The sequence below is a fragment of the Methylophaga sp. UBA678 genome (assembly GCF_002299105.1).
In the GTDB taxonomy this organism is placed as follows: Bacteria; Pseudomonadota; Gammaproteobacteria; order Nitrosococcales; family Methylophagaceae; genus Methylophaga; species Methylophaga marina.
The window spans coordinates 51,674-75,010 of sequence record NZ_DBNG01000007.1; the positions used below are offsets into that span (position 1 = coordinate 51,674).

At 44.1% G+C, this 23,337-nt stretch carries 18 protein-coding genes; 8 read left to right on the forward strand and 10 right to left on the reverse strand.

All coding sequences use genetic code 11. The features are described 5' to 3' along the window. Window positions 1-33: 33 nt before the first annotated feature. Window positions 34-2,490 (reverse strand): heavy metal translocating P-type ATPase, encoded by a 2,457-nt coding sequence (locus B3014_RS03140; protein ID WP_289244825.1) that lies wholly within the window; start codon window positions 2,488-2,490, stop codon window positions 34-36. 135 nt (window positions 2,491-2,625) lie between these two features. On the opposite strand from B3014_RS03140, the gene B3014_RS03145 reads away from it, so the two are divergent. Continuing rightward, window positions 2,626-3,021 (forward strand): MerR family transcriptional regulator, encoded by a 396-nt coding sequence (locus B3014_RS03145; RefSeq protein ID WP_289244826.1) that lies wholly within the window; start codon window positions 2,626-2,628, stop codon window positions 3,019-3,021. Between the two features lie 20 nt (window positions 3,022-3,041). Here the strand turns inward: B3014_RS03145 and B3014_RS03150 are convergent, their stop codons facing one another. The 4 genes from B3014_RS03150 to B3014_RS03165 all read right to left on the reverse strand — a co-directional run bounded on the left by B3014_RS03150 (window position 3,042) and on the right by B3014_RS03165 (window position 9,722). Then, a complete protein-coding gene (locus tag B3014_RS03150) occupies window positions 3,042-6,182 on the reverse strand; it encodes an efflux RND transporter permease subunit (protein WP_289244827.1) in 3,141 nt (1,046 codons plus the stop codon). Further along, window positions 6,175-7,554: an efflux RND transporter periplasmic adaptor subunit gene (locus B3014_RS03155; protein WP_289244828.1), complete on the reverse strand. Its 1,380-nt coding sequence runs from the start codon at window positions 7,552-7,554 to the stop codon at window positions 6,175-6,177. The genes B3014_RS03150 and B3014_RS03155 overlap by 8 nt, the downstream gene beginning before the upstream one ends. Next, complete coding sequence (locus tag B3014_RS03160; protein ID WP_289244829.1) at window positions 7,547-8,875, reverse strand: TolC family protein; 1,329 nt, start codon at window positions 8,873-8,875, stop codon at window positions 7,547-7,549. Before B3014_RS03160 ends, B3014_RS03155 begins: the two co-directional genes overlap by 8 nt. A gap of 442 nt (window positions 8,876-9,317) precedes the next feature. Continuing rightward, window positions 9,318-9,722, reverse strand: coding sequence for a hypothetical protein (locus B3014_RS03165; protein ID WP_289244830.1), 405 nt, complete (start codon window positions 9,720-9,722; stop codon window positions 9,318-9,320). 107 nt (window positions 9,723-9,829) lie between these two features. Here B3014_RS03165 and B3014_RS03170 point away from each other — a divergent pair, with 107 nt between their 5' ends. The 4 genes from B3014_RS03170 to B3014_RS03185 all read left to right on the forward strand — a co-directional run bounded on the left by B3014_RS03170 (window position 9,830) and on the right by B3014_RS03185 (window position 14,245). After that, window positions 9,830-10,333, forward strand: coding sequence for a methylated-DNA--[protein]-cysteine S-methyltransferase (locus tag B3014_RS03170; RefSeq protein ID WP_289244831.1), 504 nt, complete (start codon window positions 9,830-9,832; stop codon window positions 10,331-10,333). 630 nt (window positions 10,334-10,963) lie between these two features. Beyond that, window positions 10,964-12,208 (forward strand): hypothetical protein, encoded by a 1,245-nt coding sequence (locus tag B3014_RS03175; protein ID WP_289244832.1) that lies wholly within the window; start codon window positions 10,964-10,966, stop codon window positions 12,206-12,208. Then, on the forward strand, window positions 12,208-12,630 hold the full coding sequence (locus tag B3014_RS03180; protein WP_289244833.1) for a substrate-binding domain-containing protein: 423 nt from the start codon (window positions 12,208-12,210) through the stop codon (window positions 12,628-12,630). The genes B3014_RS03175 and B3014_RS03180 overlap by 1 nt, the downstream gene beginning before the upstream one ends. Next, entirely contained in the window at window positions 12,620-14,245 is a 1,626-nt protein-coding gene (locus tag B3014_RS03185) for a sensor domain-containing diguanylate cyclase (RefSeq protein WP_289244834.1), read from the forward strand. Before B3014_RS03180 ends, B3014_RS03185 begins: the two co-directional genes overlap by 11 nt. A 37-nt stretch (window positions 14,246-14,282) precedes the next feature. Here B3014_RS03185 and B3014_RS03190 read toward each other — a convergent pair whose 3' ends face one another. The 5 genes from B3014_RS03190 to B3014_RS03210 all read right to left on the reverse strand — a co-directional run bounded on the left by B3014_RS03190 (window position 14,283) and on the right by B3014_RS03210 (window position 20,333). Continuing rightward, window positions 14,283-16,217, reverse strand: a complete 1,935-nt coding sequence (locus B3014_RS03190; RefSeq protein WP_286304877.1) for a PQQ-dependent sugar dehydrogenase — start codon at window positions 16,215-16,217, stop codon at window positions 14,283-14,285. A 151-nt stretch (window positions 16,218-16,368) separates the two neighbouring features. After that, complete coding sequence (locus tag B3014_RS03195) at window positions 16,369-17,472, reverse strand: alkene reductase (RefSeq protein ID WP_289244835.1); 1,104 nt, start codon at window positions 17,470-17,472, stop codon at window positions 16,369-16,371. A gap of 15 nt (window positions 17,473-17,487) precedes the next feature. Beyond that, a complete protein-coding gene (locus B3014_RS03200; protein WP_286304875.1) occupies window positions 17,488-18,477 on the reverse strand; it encodes a zinc-dependent alcohol dehydrogenase family protein in 990 nt (329 codons plus the stop codon). Window positions 18,478-18,493: 16 nt separating this feature from the next. Further along, window positions 18,494-19,654: an iron-containing alcohol dehydrogenase gene (locus B3014_RS03205; RefSeq protein ID WP_289244836.1), complete on the reverse strand. Its 1,161-nt coding sequence runs from the start codon at window positions 19,652-19,654 to the stop codon at window positions 18,494-18,496. A gap of 67 nt (window positions 19,655-19,721) precedes the next feature. Next, window positions 19,722-20,333 carry a TetR/AcrR family transcriptional regulator gene (locus B3014_RS03210; RefSeq protein ID WP_289244837.1) on the reverse strand — a complete coding sequence of 204 codons (612 nt, stop codon included), beginning with the start codon at window positions 20,331-20,333 and terminating at the stop codon, window positions 19,722-19,724. Between the two features lie 213 nt (window positions 20,334-20,546). On the opposite strand from B3014_RS03210, the gene doeB2 reads away from it, so the two are divergent. The 3 genes from doeB2 to B3014_RS03225 form a co-directional block, all read left to right on the forward strand. Continuing rightward, entirely contained in the window at window positions 20,547-21,710 is a 1,164-nt protein-coding gene (doeB2, locus tag B3014_RS03215; protein WP_289244838.1) for a N(2)-acetyl-L-2,4-diaminobutanoate deacetylase DoeB2, read from the forward strand. Window positions 21,711-21,764: 54 nt separating this feature from the next. Then, window positions 21,765-23,039 (forward strand): aspartate aminotransferase family protein, encoded by a 1,275-nt coding sequence (locus B3014_RS03220; protein ID WP_289244839.1) that lies wholly within the window; start codon window positions 21,765-21,767, stop codon window positions 23,037-23,039. Beyond that, a partial coding sequence (locus B3014_RS03225) for an aminopeptidase P family N-terminal domain-containing protein (protein WP_289286903.1) occupies window positions 23,036-23,337 on the forward strand: 302 nt, incomplete at its 3' end. The genes B3014_RS03220 and B3014_RS03225, both read left to right, overlap by 4 nt.

Consider the following 23,337-nt stretch of genomic DNA (forward strand, 5'->3'; position numbering starts at 1 on the left):
TTAGAGAAGAACAAGTTTAAGCTTCTGAAAAGCTTATAACTTTAACCGGCGTAAGCGTAAAGCATTGCCAATAACGGATACTGAGCTGAGACTCATCGCGGCGGCTGCGACCATAGGCGAAAGCAATAATCCAAAAAATGGATATAAAATCCCGGCGGCCACAGGCACCCCCAGTGAGTTATAGACAAAAGCAAAGAATAGGTTTTGGCGGATATTTTTCATGGTGGCCCGACTCAGTTTGAGCGCCTGATAAATACCCCTTAAATCACCTTTCACTAGAGTCATGCCAGCGCTTTCAACAGCAACATCGGTGCCTGTGCCCATTGCAATACCAATGTTTGCCTGAGCAAGAGCAGGGGCGTCGTTAATGCCATCACCAGCCATCGCGACAATACGTCCCTGACTTTGCAAATCTTTAATGTGCTGATTTTTCTGTTCCGGTTGCACATCGGCATGCACTTCATCAATGTTCAGCTGTTTTGCCACAGCATTGGCTGTGACATGATTGTCACCGGTCAGCATCACAATACGGATACCTTCTTTATGCAAGGCATCAATAGCGGCTTTGGTGGTGTCTTTAATCGGATCTGCGACGGCAACTAGTCCAGCTGCTTGACCGTCTACAGCCAGTAACATCACGCTGTCACCTTGCTGACGTAGTGCTTCTGCTCGTGATTCAAGCCCACTGACATCAACCTTATTGGCTTGCATCAAGGCTTTATTGCCAAACAAAATAGATTTCCCATCAACGCTGCCACTGATTCCCTGACCGGTATGTGACTGAAACTGTTTGGCTTCAGCAAGTGAGAGATTTTGTTTTTTTGCTGCCGCAATTAATGCGGTTGCCAGCGGATGTTCGCTATGTTGCTCCAGGCTGGCAGCCCACTGCAATAAAGCATTTTTTTCAAAGCCATCAACGGCTTCAATGGCAGACAGTTGAGGTTTACCCTGAGTTAAGGTGCCAGTTTTATCAACAACCAGCGTGTCGATTTTTTCCATACTCTCTAAGGCTTCAGCATTTTTAATCAACACACCATGAGCTGCACCACGGCCGGTGCCCACCATAATTGACATCGGCGTCGCCAAACCTAGAGCACAAGGGCAGGCAATGATTAACACTGCCACGGCATTGATTAAAGCATGTGCCAGTTTTGGATCGGGACCGACTACAAACCAGACAATAAACGTAATAACGGCCACCGCAATCACGGTCGGTACAAAATAAGCGGCGACTTTATCGACCAGTTTTTGTATTGGTGCCCGGGAACGTTGTGCTTCAGCTACCATTTTCACGATTTGTGAGAGTAGGGTGTCACTGCCAATTTTTTCAGCCTGCATTAATAGACTGCCAGTGCCGTTGACTGTGCCACCAACCAGTTTGTCATCGACTTTTTTATTCACCGGCATGGCTTCGCCTGTGACCATGGATTCATCAATGTGACTTTCGCCTTCGATGACCAAGCCATCAACAGGAATTTTCTCACCAGGACGAATCCGTAATTTGTCACCCACTTTGACTTGATCCAGTGGGATATCTTTTTCATGGCCACAGTCGGTGACTTTTCGTGCTGTTTTTGGCGCCAAATCCATTAATAGTTTGATGGCAGTATTGGTTTGGCTGCGAGCCCGCAATTCTAATACTTGACCCAATAATACCAACACCGTGATGACGGCGGCAGCCTCAAAGTAAACGGCTACCACACCGTCGTGTTGTATGCTTGCTGGAAATACGCCAGGAAAGAGCAATGCAATGATGCTGTATGTCCAGGCGACACTCACGCCAAGTCCGATCAGGGTGAACATATTTAAGTGGCCAGTTTTTACTGATTGCACAGCACGCACCAGAAATGGCCAGCCAGCCCAGAACACAACAGGTGTAGCGAGTATAAACTCAGCCCAGTGCCATTGTTGGATACTGGTATTTACTGGAAAAAATGATGGGGCCATTTCCAGTAACATGGCAATTAAAAACACAGGTAATGCTAATAGCCCACCAATAATGAAGCGTTTTAACATGTCTTTGTATTCGCTGTTATCCGGCTCGACTTCAACGGTGGTAGCTTCCAACGCCATACCGCAAATCGGACAGTCACCAGGTTCATCCTGTATGATTTCCGGGTGCATTGGGCAGGTGTACTCGGTTTTCTGGTTAGTTGAAACGGGGTTTTCAGGTTCTAATGCCATACCACATTTCGGGCAACTGCCAGGCCCATCGTTTCGAACACCCTCACACATGGGGCAAATATAGTCGCCTTTGGCATCGGCATGAGTATGCTGGTGTTTATCTGAACTAGGCTGATGATCATGTTTGCCGCTGCAACAGCTTTTTGCATACTCTGTTTCAGGCTTATTAAGATAAAACTCGGGATCCGCCTTAAAATTATTTAAGCAGTGTTGAGAGCAAAAGGCATAATTTTTATGCTTATAGCTGGTTTGGTATTTTGCAGAGGTTTCATCAACCTGCATACCACATACGGGATCAGTCGCCATTGTCTTCTCCTGAAATAATTGTTTTATCAATAGGGTATTGCTGTTTTCTACCCAATTGACAGTAATGGTGATGATTAAACTTATGAGCTTGGTTAGACTATAAAGTACGTACCATAGTACAGAGTCAATATCCTTATGAAAAAAGACAGTTGGACCATCGGCCAGTTCGCCAAACAAGTCAATGTGACGGTGGAAACCGTCCGTTATTATCAACGCAAAGGGTTACTTGATACGCCTGATAGCGCTGGTGGTATTCGTCGATATGGGCAGCATGATTTGCGCCGTCTCAAATTCATACGTAAAGCACAGGAAGCAGGCTTTACTTTACGTGAAATTAAAGAGCTCATAGGGCTTGATTCGACACAAGATCATCACCGCGCATATCAACTAGCCATGCGACGTTTACAAGAGCTGGACGCCAAAATAGCCGACATGCAGCAAGCTCGTGATAGCCTCAAACGTTTAGCTGGTAACTGCGCTGTAGGCGGAGAAAGCAAACCCTGTGCAATACTGGCGGCATTTAATGTCTGATTTATGTTTGCATTACACATCTATTTTCGACGCTCAATAAACTGTAAAACCAGACCATAAATTAACGGTAAAACAAACAGCGCTAATACGGTAACGGAAATCATTCCGCCTACCATAGGCGCAGCAATGCGCTGCATCACATCACTGCCGGTACCATGACTCCATAAAATGGGCAGCAGGCCAGCGGTAATGGCGATAGCGGTCATGGCAACTGGACGGACTCTTTCTGCACTGCCTGAAAACACAGCTTGCCAGATAGCCTCTTTGGTGAGTTTTTGTTGTGGGTTCTGTTTCCTGACTTCATCTATCTTCTGATCGATAAAGGTTAGAACTAACACACCAATCTCAGCGGCAACGCCAGCTAGTGCAATAAAACCGACAGCAACGGCAACAGAGAAGTTAAATCCAAGCCAATACAGCAACCATAAACCGCCAATGCTGGCAAACGGGATCGACAGCATCACAATAAGCGGTGACCGAATATTACGGAAGTTGAGGTATAACAATAAAAAGATAAGTAACAGTGTCAGAGGAATCACCAGCTTAAGTCGCTCTGCGGCACGTTGCATATACTCAAACTGCCCTGACCAACTGAGGGTATAACCCGGTGGCAGCGATACCTTTTCATCAATCAATTGACGTGCTTTCTCTACATAGCCGCCGATATCATCGGATTTTATATCAATATAGACCCAGGCATTGGGCCGTGAGTTTTCTGTCTTGATGACTGGGGCACCCCGTTTCAGACTTAAATCGGCCAGTTGTGATAATGGAATCTGGGCGCCGGTTGGTGCTGATATCAGGGTGCGCTTAAGCTCATTTAAGTTATCACGCATATCCCGTGGATAACGCAAATTGACGGGATATCGCTCCAGGCCTTCAACCGTATAGGTGACATTCATACCACCAATGGCTGTCTGAATGACATCTTGAACATCACCAATATGTAAACCATAACGCGCAATTTCATCTCTGTTGATATTGATATCAACAAAATACCCACCTGTCGCTTTGTCACCAAATGCAGACAAGGTTTCAGGGAGTGTGTTGAGCAGTTGTTCAACTTGCGCCGTTAACGTATTGAGTTCGGTTAAGCTGGGACCACTGATTTTTACACCGACCGGTGTTTTGATGCCTGTCGATAACATATCCAGCCTTGTTTTAATGGGCATTGTCCAGCTATTGGTCAGACCTGGAAACTGAATGGCTTCATCCATTTCATTCATCAGTTGCCGTGTGGTTTTACTAGGGTCTGGCCATTGCTCTCGCGGTTTTAAACGAATAGTCGTTTCGAACATGGATAACGGAGCCGGATCTGTGGCTGTTTCAGCGCGACCAGCTTTACCAAACACCGAAGCCACTTCGGGAAAGGTATGGAGAATCTTATCTGTTTGCTGCACTAACTCCCGAGCTTTAGAGATGGACAGGCCGGGGTAGGTAGTCGGCATATACAAAATATCACCCTCATCGAGCGGTGGCATAAACTCACTGCCTGTTCGCTGTATGGGAATGATACTGACAGCTAACAGCAATATGGTGATGAGCAATACGGGAAAACGATAATGAATACAAAATTTCAGAATAGGCCGATGAATGCCGTGCAATAAACGATTCAACGGGTTTTTGGCTTCAGCAAGAATATTGCCGCGAATCAGTAATCCCATTAAAACAGGTACTAAACTTATTGCCAGAATAGCTGCCGCAGCCATGGCATACGTTTTGGTGAATGCTAAGGGACTGAATAAGCGGCCTTCCTGAGCCTGGAGTGTGAATACCGGCAGAAAAGACACGGTGATAATCATAAGCGAGAAAAATAAAGCCGGTCCCACTTCTTTAGAGGCAGTTGCTATCGCTTGCCAGTGTTCAGATGAAGAGAGCTTTCTGCCTAATTCAGTTGCGGCTTTTTCCAAGTGTTTATGTGCATTTTCAATCATCACAATGGCACCATCAATCATCGCACCTATCGCAATAGCTATGCCGCCAAGCGACATAATATTGGCATTAATCCCTTGCCAGTGCATTACGATAAATGCCATCAATATACCAATGGGTAAAGTAACAATTGCTACCAGTGCAGAACGGGCATGGAATAAGAAAATAATACAAATGAAGCTGACAATAAGCGATTCTTCCAGCAGCTTGTATTTAAGATTATTCACACCACGATGAATCAGATCACTGCGGTCATAGACGGGCTGTATTTCCACACCAGCTGGCAGGCTTTTTTCCAGTTCTTTAAGTTTTACTTTTACGTTATTAATGGTACTCAGTGCATTTTCACCATAACGCATAACGACGATACCGCCTGCAACTTCACCTTCGCCGTTCAGCTCAGCGAGTCCGCGGCGTAAATCAGGGCCGTAGTGAATATTAGCGATATCTGCCAGACGAATTGGCGTGCCATCTTCAGTCACACTGACGGAAATTGAGCGAATATCATCAAGTGACTGGATGTAACCCAATCCACGCACCATGTATTCGGTTTCTGCCATTTCAATTAGCTTACCGCCAACATCACTATTCGAACGCTGAATGGCTGTTTTCACTTTGGATAATGGAATGTGGTAATTGAGCAGGGCATTGGGATCCACTTCGATTTGATATTGTTTGACATAACCACCAATCGAAGCCACTTCAGCCACACCATCTACGGTTTGCAGCGGATAACGTAAATACCAGTCCTGTATGGAGCGTAATTGTGCTAAATCATGACGACCGCTTTTATCAACTAAGGCATATTCATATACCCAGCCAACACCGGTAGCGTCAGGTCCGAGGCTTGGCGATACGTTTTCTGGGAGACGGTTACTGACATAATTCAGGTATTCCAGTACCCGTGACCGGGCCCAATACATATCAGTATTGTCTTCAAAAATAATGTAAACAAATGAGAGACCAAAAAAGGAATAGCCCCGTACAGACTTGGCTTTAGGCACAGCTAACATGGCGGTCGTTAAAGGATAGGTCACTTGATCTTCAACGACTTGTGGTGCTTGTCCCGGATATTGTGTAAAGACAATCACCTGAACATCAGATAGGTCTGGAATGGCGTCCAAAGAGACATTTTTCAGACTCCAGACACCGGAGGCGACCAAAAAACCTGCTGCCAGTAAAACCAGTAGCTTTTCACGTAATGCCAGATCGATGATGGATTTAATCATGGTGATGATGCTCCATCTCTGGCATGTTCATTGACGATGATGTGGGTGCTGGCATGTCCTGTTCGATCATGTTTTGTTGATGATCTTGCATTTCATCATAAGCGGGGGCGTCGATTGCACGCATTTTCTCAGTCGTTTCATTAAGTTTAGACTCAGAATCAATCAAAAACTGACTAGACGTCACCACTTCTTCTCCCACCTTCACGCCATTTAGGATTTGTGTCCTGCCATCGGCACTTAATCCGGTAGTGACCATACGCGGTTCAAACTGGCCCGCTGCTCTCATAATAAATACCTGTTCTTTATCACCTGAGCGAATGATGGCTTCAGTCGGTACCGTAATGGCCTCAGGCTGATTTTTGGTATGAATGGTGACATTGGCAAACATGTCCGGTTTTAATAGCAAATCCGGATTATCAAATGCCATACGCACTTTAATGGTTCTGGTTGCCGCTTCAGCATAGGGATATATATAAGAGAGGGTGCCTTTAAAGGTTTTTCCTGGAATGGCCGTTAATTGCATTTCAACCGTATCGTTCTCACCGACCCAGGGCAGATCTGACTCATAGACCTGTGCGATCACCCAGACTTTACTGAGATCAGCCAGCATATATAACTCTGTTTGTGGTGTGACATATTGACCTTCACGTGCGCCGATATTAATCACTGTCCCTGTGAATGGGGAGTGGATATGAAGCGCCTTGGGTATATTGCCCGTTTTCACCATATCGTGAATCTGATGCTTTGGCACATCCAGCAATGCCAGACGTTCCCGTGCTGAAACGACCATTTGCTCAGCACTGCGACGGATATCATCGAAAGGACTGTTTTCCAGCGTTTTTGCACTGCTAATCGCCAGTAAGTATTCCTGTGAGCTGGTGACCAGTTGTGGCGAATATACACTCAATAACATCGTGTTTTTATTGACTTGAGTACCGGTCTTATCAACAAAAAGCTTTTCAACCCACCCCTCAGTTTTGGGATGAAGTTTAGATATGCGCTCCTCATCATAGGTCACTTTACCGACAGTACGGATAAGGTGCGATAAGCTGGAAAGTTTGGCCGTTGCGGTACGAACACCAATATTCTGTTCGGTGACCGGATCAATTTTAACCGTACCTGCTTTTACTGGTGCAGAGGCCTCGTCTTCATAAACCGGTATATAGTCCATTCCCATGTGGTCTTTAGCTGGAACAGGCGAGGTGACTTCCGGGTTCATTGGATTACGGTAATACAATGGTTTGGCGGGTTTCTGTGTAGCTTCTGCTTTCACAGCTGGTGGGCTGAACAAGTGTTGATATGCCATTAAACCACCGGTACCGATTAATAAACCACTGATTAAACTAATAAATACAGACGTTGTTTTATTCATAAAAAGTGTCCTTACCTACACTGGCCTCGAGATTGGCTAATGCCGTTTTTGCGGTTTTTACACTAAGCCATAATTGTGTTTCGTAGTCATAAAGTGTGATTTGTGCTCGAACCAGATTGAGAAAGTCGACTTTGTTAACCTGATACCCCGATAACATTGACGCTATGGTTTGTCTGGCCTGAGGCAGGATGCCTGTATTTAATAAGCTATATTGCTGACGTGCCTGCTCATATTGCGTCATGTAATTCGCAATCTCTGCCTGAACTTGATTCCAGCTATCCTGATAGGCGAACTGTTGTTGTTTTAATTCACTGTTTTTTTGTGAAATGGCCATTTTTTGTTTTCGATCGGCAAATAACGGCACGCTAATACCGACTTGCAGTGACAGCATGTCACTGCGATCAGAGCCATCCAGATTATTGCCTTGTCTGTGACCATAAGCTGCCGAAACTTTAAAATCAGGTAACACGTTTTTTTCAGCTAAGGCTTTATCTTCTGCTGCTGCAGCAATCAGGTGTTTTTGCTGTTGTAGAAACGGCCTGTTTTGTTTCGCGAGATGGAGAATGTCCGCGATAGGTTTAATATCGGGGAGTGTGGTGTCGATGTTCTGAAAGGCTGGAAGCTGAATGGGCGTATGCGTAGGTCGGCTAAGTAAGGTATTGAGTGTGATAACCAACTGTTCACGTTGACTGTTTAACTCAATCTCACGGTTGAGGAGTTTGGATAATTCCAGTTGAGACAGCAGTACATCCTGCTGCAGACCATGTCCGACACGATATTTTGTTTCAGCAATATCGATAAATTGTTTAAGCAACGTTTTATTGCTGGAAATTACCGACAACGTCTTTTCCAGATAAAACAATTGCCACCAGTAGCTTGTTATAGATTTAATTAGCTGCTGTTTATACTCTGTCGTCATAAACGCGCTGGCACTGGCTCGTTCAGTGGCCGCTTGTTGTTTCAGCGCTAACTTGCCGGGAAATGGAATCTCCTGACTAATACCTAATTGCCATTGTGTCATAGCTTCTTGCGAGGTATTGAGACTATCTGTCGGTAAGTTAACCAGTCCCATGCTGATCATTGGATCCGGCAGGCTGCCAAGTTGTGAGGGAAGGGCAGACATCGCCTCAGCCTGAGCCTGACGCTGGGCAAGTCCCGGGTTGGACTGCTCTGCCAAAGTGATGGCGATATCTAAGGGCAATACAGCCTGTGTCTGTTCGATACTATATGGCGTATCTTCATCCGAATAAGCTGCTGGTATAAGGGAAATTAGTGGCAGTAAAACCAGCCACACAGTAATGGAACTATTCCATCGATTCATAAGCTTCACCAATCATTAATAATGATATAAGCACAGATGTGCTAAGGCCTCATGGTAATGAGGGGGTGGGAGTTATGAACTTATAGGGGGCCTGAACAGGGAGTTGTGTTGCTCTGTCGGCTTTGCTTCAATCTGACTCACGGTGAGTAGAGTTAACAGAGGCTGATTAGTGGATAAAGTGCTCTTTGATGGCAGAGTTACCGTGTTGAAACAGCTATGATGATTGGATTGGCAGTGACCCATATTCATACAATGCTTGCAATCTTTGGATATCGTTTCTGCGCAGTGTTGGTCAGAATCAGAAGATTGAATTGAGTGCGATGAAGAGTGAGCCATATCTGAACGCATTTCTGCTTTTTCTGCGTGCGCTGACCATGATGACAAAGTCATCATCAGCGTCATGCACAGCAGTAGGAAATGTGTCGTTACTTTTTTCACTAGTTTATTCAGTCGCGTTTTGTTTTTCTTTGAATTCTGCTTTTATGGTTTCAAGTACTGGAGGCACTGCATCACATGCTTCGATATTACCACTACACTGACTGCATTCATAGGCTTTCCAGCCAGCGGCGATATATTCATCTTTGTGTGGACTGGTCAAACGGTTTGCAATACCAATGGTGGATTTTGCACGTGTAGAAATAAAACCGTACTCACCCTTACAAAAGCGAAGCTGATCTGGGTTTTTTTTCACATCGTATTTTTGATGAATTTCGATACCTACTTCACGTAAATAATGAAGCTCAGCATATAATTTTTGTAAACTATCTCCGCTAAACTGATAGTTCAAATTACCAGCGAATACAGCAGGGCACATGCATAAAAAAAGCAATGAGCTAGAAATTTTCAATGGTTCACTCCTCAGTATTCAATCATGTCTCTGGCAATGATGAATACGATTTAGTTCAGAGCTTTATATGTTATATGAAAAATACATTCAATAGGGAGGACAAGTTCATGGTGTTTTATGAATTAGGTATTTCCAGCCTCGGCTGTCTTCTGGTGGCTGGCAATGACAATGGTATCTGTTTTGTGGCACTGGCTGACGATCCAGACAGGTTAGTTGAGCACCTGCTGGAAAAATATCCACATGCAAAACAGCAGGAAAACGATACCTTATTAACGGATTATTTAATCCAGATTTTAAACTATATTGAAGCGCCAACAGGCGAGCTGGATTTGCCCATTCAGATGGAAGGTACATCGTTTCAAAAGTCAGTATGGAATACCTTATTGCAAATACCTGCTGGACAAACCAGAACGTATACTGAGCTCGCAATGATGCTTGGTCGGCCTTCGTCAGTGCGAGCCGTTGCCAATGCTTGTGCCGCGAATTCACTGGCATTACTGGTTCCTTGTCATCGTATTGTGAATAAAAACGGCAACCTTTCAGGCTATCGCTGGGGTGTTGAGCGTAAACAGATTTTATTAGGGCGTGAGAGGGCATTATTAAGTGTTTGAACATCTTCAATAATGCGTTTCTTTCCATAGCCATTTTAATAGGTGCTGGTTAAATTTTAACCATTCCTTAAAGCTTGTCATAAAAGAAACACTTACAGATTTACCAGAAAGTTATCCACATGCTTATCCACTGGAATTGTGAGTAAGGTGAATAAGTGATTCCTTTATCGAGTTTACTTCTTTTTGATCTTCCATCTTCAACGATGACTTTGCTATGCGAAAATGGGATTGGTTAAAAAATAACCAAGTCATAAAGCTTGTCATAAAAGAGTCACTTACAGATTTACCAGAAAGTTATGCACATGCTTATCCACTGAAATTGTGAGTAAAAAGAATACGATTATTTCTGGAATACTGATCATGTCTGTTTCATAAACCTAGATATATCAACATTTTTCGGCTGATTTTCTCGTTGGTTAAAATTTAACCACATCATAAAGGTTGCCATAAAAGAAACACTTACAGATTTACTAGAAAGTTATCCACATTATTTTCCACAGAAATTGTGAGTAACTAGCGTAATGACCAGCTATACCTTGAAATTGAGTTTTGCATAACAAATTTGAGGAAAATATCTATATAATTCTTATGGGAATTCGTTAATTAAGTCGTGAAAGTGAGAGTATTAAGTTGTTCGAGCTCAGATACCGTTTATATCTATTGTTGTTGTGGATAATCACATATCCATTTCAAGCAACTGCATTTGATACCGGTATCGATAATTTTCACATCAACGGTTATGGTTCACTTGGTCTTGTCTATAACGATAGTGATGATATTTATTATCGACATTCGATTGAACAAGAAGGCTTCGATAAAGGGTTTGATTGGACGACTGCTTCTAATTTGGGAATGCAGCTGGACTATGCGTTTAACCACAAACTGACATTCACGACGCAGTTCTTATTAGAAAAACGACCAGAAAACTCCCTGAACCGAAGTATTGAGTCAGCTTTTTTTTCCTACCATATAAATGATGCTTTTGAGCTGAATATAGGCCGCATGCCGAATGGCGTTTTTATGTCATCTGAATATAAGAACGTGGGGTTTGCTAACTTATGGGCTCATCATCCAGTTGAGTTCTATGGCCAGATCGCCAGTGATAAATATGATGGTGTTGAGTTAAAACATCACTCCAGGCTAGCTGATGGAATGCTGACCACCTCTATCTGGGGAGGACGTAGTCATTTCCCTTATGCCAGCAGCGATGGTTCAGAAGAGGTTATCTTTGAGCCCAATTATGGTGTAAGCCTGCGTTGGGAAAATCAGACATGGCAATTTCGTGTTTTGTATTCTCAAGCGAAGATTAATGATAAGGCAGATCCTGTAGCGGCACTTGATGAGGCTTTAATACAAGCATCAGAATTTGGCTGGCCTGAAGCGGCTTCACTGGCTGGATTTTCTATCAATGATACCTGGCTTAAATATTTAGCCGCTGGCGTTAGCTATGACAAAGATAACTGGTTGATTCAAAGTGAACTCAGCTTAGTGAAAGCGGAAACCAGCGTTCAAGATAAATATGCTTCCGGATACCTCAGCGTGGGTCATCGTTTCGGTTCAATCACACCGTATATTATCGTCAGTAAATTTAAAACGCTTGGCAGTAGAGAGAAGATAACATCAGCGCCGGCCTTTATTCCCGCTTATCAGCAACTACAAGCTATTACGCAGGCTGCGAGCAATGCTATGTATACCGATCAGGGAAGTATTGGTATTGGTGCGCGTTGGGATGTGTCACAGAGAGTGTCATTAAAAGCGCAGTGGGACAGAACCTGGGTTGAAAAATATGGCGATTTTATTTTCGAGCAGAAAAACCCTATAGATAAGCAACACAGTTTTAATACGTTTAGTCTGACCATGGATTTTATATTCTGATGAAGACGTTATTCGTATCATTCATACTGCTGTTATCATTGATGCCTAGCATGGCTTCTGCCGATGATCTTGTTGTTGTGGCCAATAAAAATAATCCTTTAAATGAATTATCGAAACAACAAATCATTGATATTTTCATGGGAAGAACCACATTCTATGCATCGGGACAGCGCATTATTTTACTTGACCAGAAACTTAACTCGTCTACGAGAAAACTGTTTTATCTCAATCTTGTTAATAAAACACTTAACGAAATCAATTCATACCGAGCCCGATTACTTTTTTCTGGACGAGCGACCTTGCCCAGAGAAGTCAGTGATAAGGAGTTGATTAACTACTTAGAGACAGATACGGATGCTATTGGCTATGTTGAAGCAGATAAAGTGAACGATAAATTAAAAATTCTTGGTTATGTTGACTAAGCTTCGTACCAGTATCGCAACACGTTTAGCCCTAATACTGTTGCTTGCTGGCCTGGTGTCGGCCTTATGTACTGGCTATGTATTTTATAGTTATACCTATTCAAAAGAGTTTGCCCAGAGTCAAAAACAACTGAGGCAACTGGTTCATGCGGTGTCCCAAACTGCTGCTATTGCTGCCTATCTGGATGATCTCACATTGGCTAAAGAGGTAGTTGACGGCATTGCCGCCAGTGATTTAGTGAAAGCCGTGGTACTAAAATCCACCCAGGAAACATTATCAACGCGTGGCATTATGCCTGATGAACCCGTTGAGACTCTGCGGTTTAATTTAGATTCACCCTTTGTTACGGGTGAAACGGTCGGAAAGTTATTGGTTGCCCCAAATATTGACTTAATTCAATTCGATGCTAAAAAAACGGCTATGAATCATGTGACTCTCATCGCTGTGCAGACATTTATTTTAATTACCTTAATCATTTTTTTACTTAACAGACAGCTCATTACAGAAATTAAACGCCTAGCCAGGCGTTTGCATAGTATTCGTATTGGTAGTGACCAACGCCTGGTTCCTACGCCATCACACAAATATGATGAAATTGGTTTATTAACTCATGATATCAACCACTTATTGAGCTCGGTTGAAGACAATATCAACCTTGAAAGAGCGCTACGACAGGAAGTAGAAGAGCTCGAAAACCGTTTCAGAGATATCTTTGAGCAATCCAGTCATGGCATCGCAATTGTGGATATTGATGGCAAAATGAAACTGCATAACCCATCATTCAGAAATATTATTGGTAAGCCAAGTTTTGAAAAAATTTCTCAGCAAGACCCCGTTTCATTCTTCACCGTCTTTGATGAGGAAAAAAGTCGTTTAGAGTCGGCTGCTGCTGAGGTTTTATTAACAGGTGAGTCACGTGCCGTTGATATAAAAATTGAGGACAGTGGTGAGACTCGATGGCTATATTGTCTTATTTCACTTATGACTGATGATGATAAAGCGTCGTCATTTGAGATTGTTTTACAAGATATCTCTGAACGTCGGAATCGTGAAGAAAAACTCAAAGGGCAGGCTGAAGTTGATGCTTTAACCAATCTATATAATCGTGGTGCTGGAGAAAATAAGATAGAACAGCTCATCACATTAGCTGAGACTAAGCGTTTTGCTTATGGCCTGTTTATGATCGATTTGGATGGCTTTAAACCCGTTAATGACCAGTTTGGCCATGAAGCAGGTGACAAAGTGTTGATTGAAGTCGCAAATCGATTATTGAGTTCTGTGCGTGCTGACGATGTGGCGATACGTTGGGGGGGCGATGAATTTGTTATTTTTGCCAGATTAACCACAGACCTATTGGAAGCGAGTCGTATCGCAGAAAAACTGCTGAGTATTTTACGTGAACCAATTGAATGTGAGCTCTATAACACGGTCAATATTAGTGCGAGTATCGGTATCGCGCTTTATCCATTCAATGCCGACAACTTGGAATCACTGCTTAAATATGCTGACCTGGCTATGTATGAAGTGAAGTCACAGCACAAAAATGGTTATAACTATTTTAAACAACCCAGTTTGAAGACCGCTGATACTGATAATGTGATCACTGGATTTTAAAATGCCCGGTGTGAACACCGGGCATAGATAGAATGATTTACTGAATTGGCAAAGAGATTAATTTGCCGGCTTTCATGTCAGGTACCAGTATTGACTGACCATCTGCAGATAGTGCAATGTCAGCTGCAGAGACAAAGTCTTCACTGATGAGCTGAGGTGTCGCTTTAGGCTCAACTAATTGCCAGACTTTACCATTCTGCCAATCACTCACGTAAAGATAACCTTTACTGTCTCTGACCAGACCATCTGCGCCACCAAAGCCCTTGTTTAAGGCCTCGGTTTTGCCTGAACTGATAGATGTGCGGTACAGATCCCCAGTACCAAAGTCGGCGACTAATAGTGTGTCATTACCATCCATCAATAGGCCATTTGGGCGTTTAATCGCCGAGTTGGTATTTAAAATTTCACTTATTTTTCCTGCTTGTGTGATTTGATAGATACCAGCGTTTTCACCTTCATCCGTGCCACTGTCTGAAACATAAATGGTGCCATTACCATCAATTTCCACATCATTCAGGAATACGGGTTTTCCTGGAAGTGCTTTCTTATCAGCGATAACGTTGACCTTGCCATCCATGTCGACTTTCACGACATGATCGACGTCAGCAATATACAGTTCGTTATTCCATAAATCGATGCCTTTTGGATCATTTAAGCCTGTGGCTAAAGTTGACTTTTGACCGTCTTTATCAATAACGGTAACCTTACCATCACCCGCTTTGCCAAACTCACCAATTTCAGTAATAAACACACGTCCATCTGGTGCAGCAATTGCTGATTCAGGCATCACCAAGCCGCTGATCGTTTGACTATTTGAGCGAGACGTAGCGACTTTTGCTGCTTTGTCATCGCCATAGCTGACACGATAAATCACATCATTGTAGTCATCTGAAATCAACAATGAACCATCAGAAAGTTGTAATACATCGGTTGGTCGTCCCCAGGCTTCTCCATTTTGTAACCAACCATCAATAAAGACTTCTTGACCCGTTACCTGATGATTATCATCAAAAGTGACGCGCATTAACTGGTAACCAACAGGGCTGGTTCTATTCCAGGAACCATGCTGAGCAATAATAGCATCGCCTTTATAATCGGCTGGAAACATGTCTCCTGTATAGAATTTAAGGCCCAGACTCGCTGTATGTGCCTGAAACTCTTGCACTGGGAAGGTGACTTTTTGTGGGACTTTTTTGTCTTTCCAATCTGGATGTTGTGCCTTGCCACCAGCATAAAATGGGAAACCGAAATGCATACCCGCTTCAGGAGCCGCATTGAGCTCACCTGGTGGGGTGTCATCACCCATCATATCGACATTATTATCAGTGAAATACAAGTCACCAGTGTCGGGCTGGAAATCCATACCGACTGAATTCCTGATCCCTTTGGCATAAATCTCAGCCTCACTGCCATCAGCATTCATGCGAATAATGCTGGCCTCGATACCTTCAGGGTTACAGATATTACAAGGGGCACCGACCGTCACATACAGTTTGTTATCGGGGCCAAAAGCAATATAACGCCAGCCATGATGGGCTTTATCCGGGAGTTTGTCATAAATGACTTCACGCATTTGTTTGAATGGGAGCGTCAGGTCAAAACCTGGTGCAGCGTAGCGTGCAATACGGTTTTGCTCAGCGACGTAGAGATTACCCTGGTGCATGGCGACGCCATTACCTACTTTTAAATCATCAAGAATATTGACGACTTTTTCCGCTTTGCGATCTTTGTTTTTATCAACAACAGCAAAAACATTATTACCGCGTGTGCCGACAAAGACTGTTCCTGTTGATTGACCCAATGCCATTTGACGAGCACCCTCGACTTCAGCATATACATCAATATGGAATCCTTCTGGCAAGTTGAGTTTGTGCAGATTTGCTTCTGCATCTGCCCGATCTGCCAATACAGCCTGACTCATTAGTCCTACTGTGCTGGCTAATACTAGCTTAGAGATAGTCTTTAATGTCATACATCCTCCTTTAGTCTGTATTTCTTAATGATCAGAACAGCGACACCTGTATTGTTATCATCACTGCACTGTTTTTATGCGGGTATCAGGGTGCTTTTTTCTGATACCTGGAGTACTTATTGTCTAAAAATGGATTACTTTTTACCGACAGTTATTGTTCAGTAAGAAAAGGGTAGTCGATGTAACCATGGGCATCACCACCATAGAATGAGTCACTGTCCGGAGTATTGAGCGGCGATTGCGTGGCAAATCTTTCCACTAAATCCGGGTTCGCTATAAATAGTTTGCCAAATGAAATACAGTCAGCGTCACCACTCTTGATAGCAACATTGGCGGTATCAAACGTATATTCACTGTTGGTCATGTAATGACCTTGGTACCATTCACGACATAAACTCAGATCAAATGCCGGACCTGCCATGCCCGGATTTTCTGATCCCATTTCTGTGATATGTAAATACGCTAAATTGAAAGCGTTTAACGCTTTAATAACGTACTCAAAAGTCTGCTGAGGCTGACTATCTTTCATATCATTGAAGGGCTGAAGAGGTGACAGACGAACCCCAACTCGGTCCGAACCCCAGATTTTGCAAACTTCATCAACGACTTCCAATGTCAGTCTGGCACGGTTCTCAATGCTGCCGCCATAGCCATCTGTACGCTGATTGCTGCCATCACGCAAAAATTGGTCAAGCAGATAACCATTGGCAGAATGTACTTCTACACCATCAAAACCTGCTGTGAGGGCGTTGTAAGCGGCTGTTCGGAAGTCATCAATTGTCTGTTTGATATCATCTGCAGTCATTGCCTCGGGTGTTTCATAGGGCTTCATTCCCTCATAGGTATATACCTCACCGGCAGGTTTGATGGCTGAAGGGGCGAGTGGTTTCATACCGTCGGGTAACATGGAAGAGTGTGAGACCCGGCCACAGTGCCATATTTGCAATACAATTTTTCCACCTTCAGCGTGGACAGCTTCAGTCACTTTTTTCCAGCCTTCTATCTGAGCCTCGCTGTAGATTCCGGGCGTGTTCGGATAGCCAATCCCTTTTGCTGAAATCAATGTTGCTTCGCTAATAATGAGGCCGGCTGATGCACGTTGACGGTAATACTCCACATTCATTTCCGTCGGAGCCAAGCCTTCACCAGCCCGATTACGAGTTAAAGGCGCCATGATGACGCGATTTTTCAAACTGATAGAGCCCAGTTCGATAGGCGATAAAAGTGATTCTGTTTGCTGATTCATTGATGTCATAGTGAATCCTTAGAGTTAGAGTGTAATAACAATTTTGCCTAATTGATTATTGGCTTCCAGATAGCTGTGTGCTGCCACGATATCGTCAAAATCAAATGTCTTTGCTATGACTGGGCTCAGCTGGGAATGTTTTAACCAGTCAAAGATTTTTTCTTTGGCTTTAGCTAAACGCTCTGGTGCACTGGTAAACTCAAATAAGGTGTAGCCACGAATCGTGAGGCCTTTCTGTAATGCCGTGAATAATGGATAAGGCGTGGGGTCTGCGCTCAGTGCACCATATTGAAAAATCATGGCTAGTGGGGCGCAAGCTTCAGCTAACGTACTTAGCATAGGGCCAGCTACCGGATCGAATACGATATTCACACCACGACCTTCAGTGATGGCCATGACGGCATCAACCACATCATCCTGTTCACTGATAATCACGTGCTCGGCACCAAGCTGGTGAAGTTGTTCGACTTTATCAGCCGTTCGAGTCATGGCGATTGGCGTAGCACCCATCAAGTTACATAACTGTATCGCTGCGAGTCCGACACTGCTGGATGCAGCAGGGATTAAGACAAAATCATCGGCTTTCATTTTGGCAATATCAATCAGGGCACCATATGCTGTTAGATACTGCATCCATACTGATGTCGCTTGTTCCCAACTTAAATTTTCAGGATGTGGGGTGACAGCCGTGATCGGCATATTTGTCAGCTCTGCATAGCTTCCATATTGATTCATAGAGAAATTGGGAATAGTACTGACCGCATCGCCCACTTTGATGTGTTTAATATTTTCGCCAACCGCTTTGACTGTGCCAGCACATTCATAGCCTATGCGTGCAGGGAATGTCGGTGCTTCGAGATATTGGCCACGGCGGAACATAGCTTCAGCACGGTTAAGACCAATAGCATGGACTTTAATCTGCACTTCGTCTGCCGCGGGAGCAGGCACAGATTCATCAATAATAGATAAAACAGATGGCTCACCGGCCTCAGAAAATTGAATAGTTTTTGTCATAAGGCGCTCCTTATATTTATAGGCTTGCTTGTAGAATGTGTTGGCTTTTTTCCAGATCGATATCGTTGTGTTCACCAAGCTGTGTAAGACCATGCTGCTCGAGCTGTTGGACCATCGCTGGAATTGCATCGGCACTGATCTGATAATCAGTCAGATGCGTTTTTACCCCCATTCGTTCAAAAAAATCGCGGGTTTTTGTGATGGCAAGATTAATTCGGTCATCATCGCTACCATCTTCCAAGCCCCATACCCGCTGTGCATATTGCAGTAATTTGTCGGATTTTTTTGCACGCTGTTCGTGAAGCACACTAGGTAATAAAATCGCCAATGTCTGAGCATGGTCCAAGCCATGCAGAGCGGTAATTTCATGACCGATCATATGCGTTGCCCAATCCTGCGGCACACCAGCTCCAATCAAGCCGTTTAAAGCTAAGGTAGCCGTCCACATAAAATTAGCTTGAAGGTCATAGTCATCGGGTGTTTCAAGCAAACTAGGTCCAATCTCAATCAGTGTTTGCAATAAACCTTCAGCGAAACGATCCTGTACGGCCGCATTTACCGGATACGTCAGATATTGCTCCATGATGTGCGTAAAGGCATCGACGACACCATTGGCGAGTTGTCTAGGGGGGAGGGTATAGGCCTTAGTAGGATCCAATATTGAAAATGTCGGATACACCAGCGGGCTGCTAAAGGCCAGTTTCTCGTGAGTTTCATAACGTGTAATCACAGAGTTGGCATTCATTTCTGAACCCGTAGCAGGTAAGGTCAGTACGGAGCCAAATGGTAAGGCTTTATCAATATTTGTGGCATGATTCACCAGAATTTCCTGCCATGCATCGCCCTCACACTGAACAGCAGCAGCGACAAACTTGGTTCCATCTATGACTGAGCCACCACCCACAGCTAATAAATAGTTCAATTCATGCTGACGAATTTGCTCAACTGCACGCATGAGTGTGCTGTAACTGGGATTGGCTTCAATGCCGCCAAACTCCTCCACATGGCGTCCATTCAGTGCCATTAGAACCTCATCTAATGTGCCATTTTTACGTGCACTTTGCCCGCCAAATAAAACTAAAACTCTTGCATCTTCGGGGACTAGATTGGCCAGTTCAGCGATCTGGCCCTGTCCGAAAACAATGCGTGTTGGATTATAAAAGTTGAAATTATTCATCTGTCATACCTCTGAGTGTCTTTAATAGACCAGTCGTCTATGATTTGGGTAAATATAATTATGATGATCAGTTATGATTTCTGAGCCCGAGCTTACTTAGTGTGGCACTCATTGCTAACTCAAGCGCAGACGGGGTGTGATTAACTTTTGTCATCAGGGTGGCACCTATCCATAAATAATAGAGCTCTTCTGTGACTGTTTGAGCATCTGCAGTTAATTTAATTTCATCATTATCTTTGGCTGCTTGCACACACATGGCAAGGTGCTCAATGACTTGTTGAGTACCTTTTTTTAATGTGAGTCGCATACTCTCAGATAAGTCAGTTACCTCTCCACTTAATTTCACTACCAGACATCTGTCCATGCTGGTGTCATTACACTGATTGGATTTCCACTGCTCGAAGTAGGCAATGAGACGTTCAACAGCAGGGCGTTTATCAGCCTTTAATTGGCTATCCAGTCCAGCGATGTATTGTTCAAAATAATGCTCAAGTAAGGCCGTTCCAAAGTGTTCCTTTGACTCAAAGTAGTGATAAAAAGACCCCTTGGGCACATTGGCCGCTTTTAATATTTCATTCAAGCCTACAGCAGTAAAGCCTTTACCAAGAATGATTTGCTGAGCAGTACTGAGGATCTGATGTCTGGTATCCGTTGAGCGTGATTTGTTTGTCTGTGTCATATGGTTATGATTTCATAGATTAGACCAGTCGTCTAGTTTTTGTTTTGTCTGCTATATAGTTTGGAAAACAAATAATGGAACAAGCCTTGCTTTAGCTTTGTCAGAGTTGAAAGTGGTCATGTTTAACACGTAAATTACCTAATCAGGTGCTTAACCACTCTCGTTTCATCAAAACATGCACTGTTTTGAGTCAACAAAACGCAAAGGAGCAAGATGGTGTCCATCTGGCAACAAGCGATCAATCATGCGCAGCAATTGCGCCGACAAATACACAGCCAACCTGAGCTAGGTTGGCATGAGGTAGAAACAGCACGCTTAATTAGGGAGCAGCTGGATTTGCTTCGTATACCCTGGGAACCTTGTGCAGAATTTGGCACCTTGGCCAGACTGAACCCACATAGCAAAAATAAACCACATATCGCTCTTCGCGCGGACATGGATGCACTTCCCATTGTTGAGAGAACGCAACATGCCTGGGTTTCCCAACATGAAGGTTGTATGCATGCATGTGGGCATGATGGTCATACTGCGACGCTATTGGCGAGTGCGGCTTGGTTAAAGTCAGTTGAAGATCAACTTCCAGCTCCAGTCACCCTTTTGTTTCAACCTGCGGAAGAGGGTGGTCATGGTGCCAAGAAGATGATTGAAGATGGCGCCTTGAATGACATAGATGAAATATATGGCTGGCATAATTGGCCAGCAATGCCTTTTGGTAAGCTCATTTGTCCAGACGGTATCGTGATGTGTGGTAATGGCACGTTTGACATTACTCTGACTGGTCAGGGAGGACATGCGAGTCAGCCAGAATTATGTTGTGATCCGGTGCTGGCTGCCAGTGCCGTTACCATGGCGTTACAACAAATTGTTAGCCGTCATTTATCTCCACAACAAGCTGCTGTGGTGAACGTTTCCTCTATAGAAGCACCCAGTGCAGCAACGGTGATACCCGACAAAGCTGTATTAGGTGGAAGTATCCGTGTACCTGATCAAAAAACTCGCGATGTCATCAATCGTTTAATTGTCGAGATAAGTCAACAAACTGCTGCCAGTTATGGTGTGAGTTGTGAGGTGAATATTTATCCCCGTTATGAAGCGACTATCAATCATGGCTTGCAAGCTCAGAATGTGCGAGAGCACTGGTTGGCTGAATACGGCCAGGCCGGAATGGAAACGGAGACACTTGTGCCCATCATGGCGTCTGAAGACTTCAGTTATTACTTAAACGAAATCCCCGGTGCCTTTGCTCTTGTGGGGGCGGATGATGGTCCAGCACATCAATCAGTCTGTCATAGCCCTTTTTATGATTTCAATGACCAGCTCATTCCTTTGGTCACTCGTCTCTATGCGCGTTTGGTCGGTGCGCCCTTGCCAGAATAACTGACTACATCGTTCGCTGATTATCAGTGGATATCACAAACCAGGAGGTAGTAAATGAGTATATTTGAACAACGTGAGTCCAATATCCGTGCATATTGTCGTGTCTATCCTGTTGTTTTTGATAAAGCCAGTAATGCAAGGCAAATCGATGAAGAGGGTAAGGAATACATTGATTTTTTTGCTGGTGCCGGTGTACTGAATTTTGGCCATAACAATGAGCGTATGACCTCTGCCGTGGTGGACTATATTCAGTCTGGTGGTGTGACTCACGCACTAGATATGCAGACCACCGCGAAGCGAGAGTTCATGGAAAAGTTTGAAGACACGATTCTCAAACCGAGAGGCATGACGCACAAAATGCAGTTTGTGGGTCCCACGGGAACAAATGCGGTTGAAGCGGCTATGAAGCTCGCTAGACGCGTGACCTCAAGACAGGAAATAGTGGCCTTCACCCGTGGATTTCATGGTATGACTCTCGGTTCTTTAGCGGCTACCGCGAACCGTTATTTTCGCGGCGCTGCGGGTGTGCCCTTAAATCACGTTTCCCACTATCCATTTGGCTGTGAAAAAACATGTCAGGGTTGTGAGTCAGGTTGCGGTATGTCGGTCTTGGATCATTTACGTTCGCTGTATCTCGATACTTCGAGTGGTGTGACGCCACCGGCAGCATTTTTACTTGAAACGATTCAGGCTGAAGGTGGTGTTAATGTGGCCTCGGAAGAGTGGCTACTGGCATTAGCTAAACTGGCGCGAGAAGTCGGATCGTTACTCATTATTGATGACATACAGGTAGGTATGGGCCGAACTGGCTCCTTTTTCAGTTTTGATGGTATCGATATTGACCCCGATATTATCTGTATGGCGAAAGGGCTCGGTGGGATGGGAACACCGATGGCAATGAACCTGATTAAGCCAGAAGTCGATGAGTACTGGGCGCCGGGTGAACATACTGGGACATTCCGTGGACAGAGTTTGTCTTTTGTAGCCGGTAAAGAAGCTCTGACCTATTTTGATAACGATGATCTGATGCAGCAAGTCAGGCAAAAAGCCGAAACAATGTATCAGACACTGGCACCGTTAGAAGAGAGGTTTGAACAGATACAGGTTCGCGGTAAAGGCATGATTATCGGTTTAGATGTGACAACTGGTGAGCGTGCAAAAGCGATTGTAGATGAATGCTTTAAAGCTGGTTTGCTGATTGCCAGTTGTGGTACAGGTGGACGTGTGGTTAAGCTGATTCCACCCTTGACGATTCCTGAAGATGATCTTCAAGCCGGATTAGAAGTGCTGGTGAATACCACACAAAAAGTCATGGAGGAGGCAGCATGAGACAACGCGATGATATGACCTTTCCCTTTGAGGAATATGAACGCCGTCTGAGTGAGTTACGGGTCAGAATTGCTCAACGTCATTTAGATGCAGTGGTGATTACCGATCCGGAAAATATCATGTATATGACGGATTATCAGACCACAGGGTACTCTTTCTTTCAAGCTCTGGTCGTACCTTTAGAGCAGGAGCCCTTCATGATCACCCGGGCGATGGAGGAGTCAAATATTATTGCCAGAACCTGGGTGGAACGAACACGACCTTACCCTGATACGGGTGATGCCATTCAGATGCTGGT

What these genes read in the sequence shown, in the direction of transcription:
- B3014_RS03185 (WP_289244834.1), top strand. Translation starts at nt 12,620, where the DNA reads ATGTTGACTAAGCTTCGTACCAGTATCGCAACACGTTTAGCCCTAATA.
- B3014_RS03220 (WP_289244839.1), top strand. Translation starts at nt 21,765, where the DNA reads ATGAGTATATTTGAACAACGTGAGTCCAATATCCGTGCATATTGTCGT.
- B3014_RS03200 (WP_286304875.1), bottom strand. Translation starts at nt 18,477, where the DNA reads ATGACAAAAACTATTCAATTTTCTGAGGCCGGTGAGCCATCTGTTTTA.
- B3014_RS03170 (WP_289244831.1), top strand. Translation starts at nt 9,830, where the DNA reads ATGGTGTTTTATGAATTAGGTATTTCCAGCCTCGGCTGTCTTCTGGTG.
- B3014_RS03155 (WP_289244828.1), bottom strand. Translation starts at nt 7,554, where the DNA reads ATGAATAAAACAACGTCTGTATTTATTAGTTTAATCAGTGGTTTATTA.
- B3014_RS03210 (WP_289244837.1), bottom strand. Translation starts at nt 20,333, where the DNA reads ATGACACAGACAAACAAATCACGCTCAACGGATACCAGACATCAGATC.
- doeB2 (WP_289244838.1), top strand. Translation starts at nt 20,547, where the DNA reads ATGGTGTCCATCTGGCAACAAGCGATCAATCATGCGCAGCAATTGCGC.
- B3014_RS03150 (WP_289244827.1), bottom strand. Translation starts at nt 6,182, where the DNA reads ATGATTAAATCCATCATCGATCTGGCATTACGTGAAAAGCTACTGGTT.
- B3014_RS03205 (WP_289244836.1), bottom strand. Translation starts at nt 19,654, where the DNA reads ATGAATAATTTCAACTTTTATAATCCAACACGCATTGTTTTCGGACAG.
- B3014_RS03140 (WP_289244825.1), bottom strand. Translation starts at nt 2,490, where the DNA reads ATGGCGACTGATCCCGTATGTGGTATGCAGGTTGATGAAACCTCTGCA.
- B3014_RS03145 (WP_289244826.1), top strand. Translation starts at nt 2,626, where the DNA reads ATGAAAAAAGACAGTTGGACCATCGGCCAGTTCGCCAAACAAGTCAAT.
- B3014_RS03180 (WP_289244833.1), top strand. Translation starts at nt 12,208, where the DNA reads ATGAAGACGTTATTCGTATCATTCATACTGCTGTTATCATTGATGCCT.
- B3014_RS03190 (WP_286304877.1), bottom strand. Translation starts at nt 16,217, where the DNA reads ATGACATTAAAGACTATCTCTAAGCTAGTATTAGCCAGCACAGTAGGA.
- B3014_RS03195 (WP_289244835.1), bottom strand. Translation starts at nt 17,472, where the DNA reads ATGACATCAATGAATCAGCAAACAGAATCACTTTTATCGCCTATCGAA.
- B3014_RS03160 (WP_289244829.1), bottom strand. Translation starts at nt 8,875, where the DNA reads ATGAATCGATGGAATAGTTCCATTACTGTGTGGCTGGTTTTACTGCCA.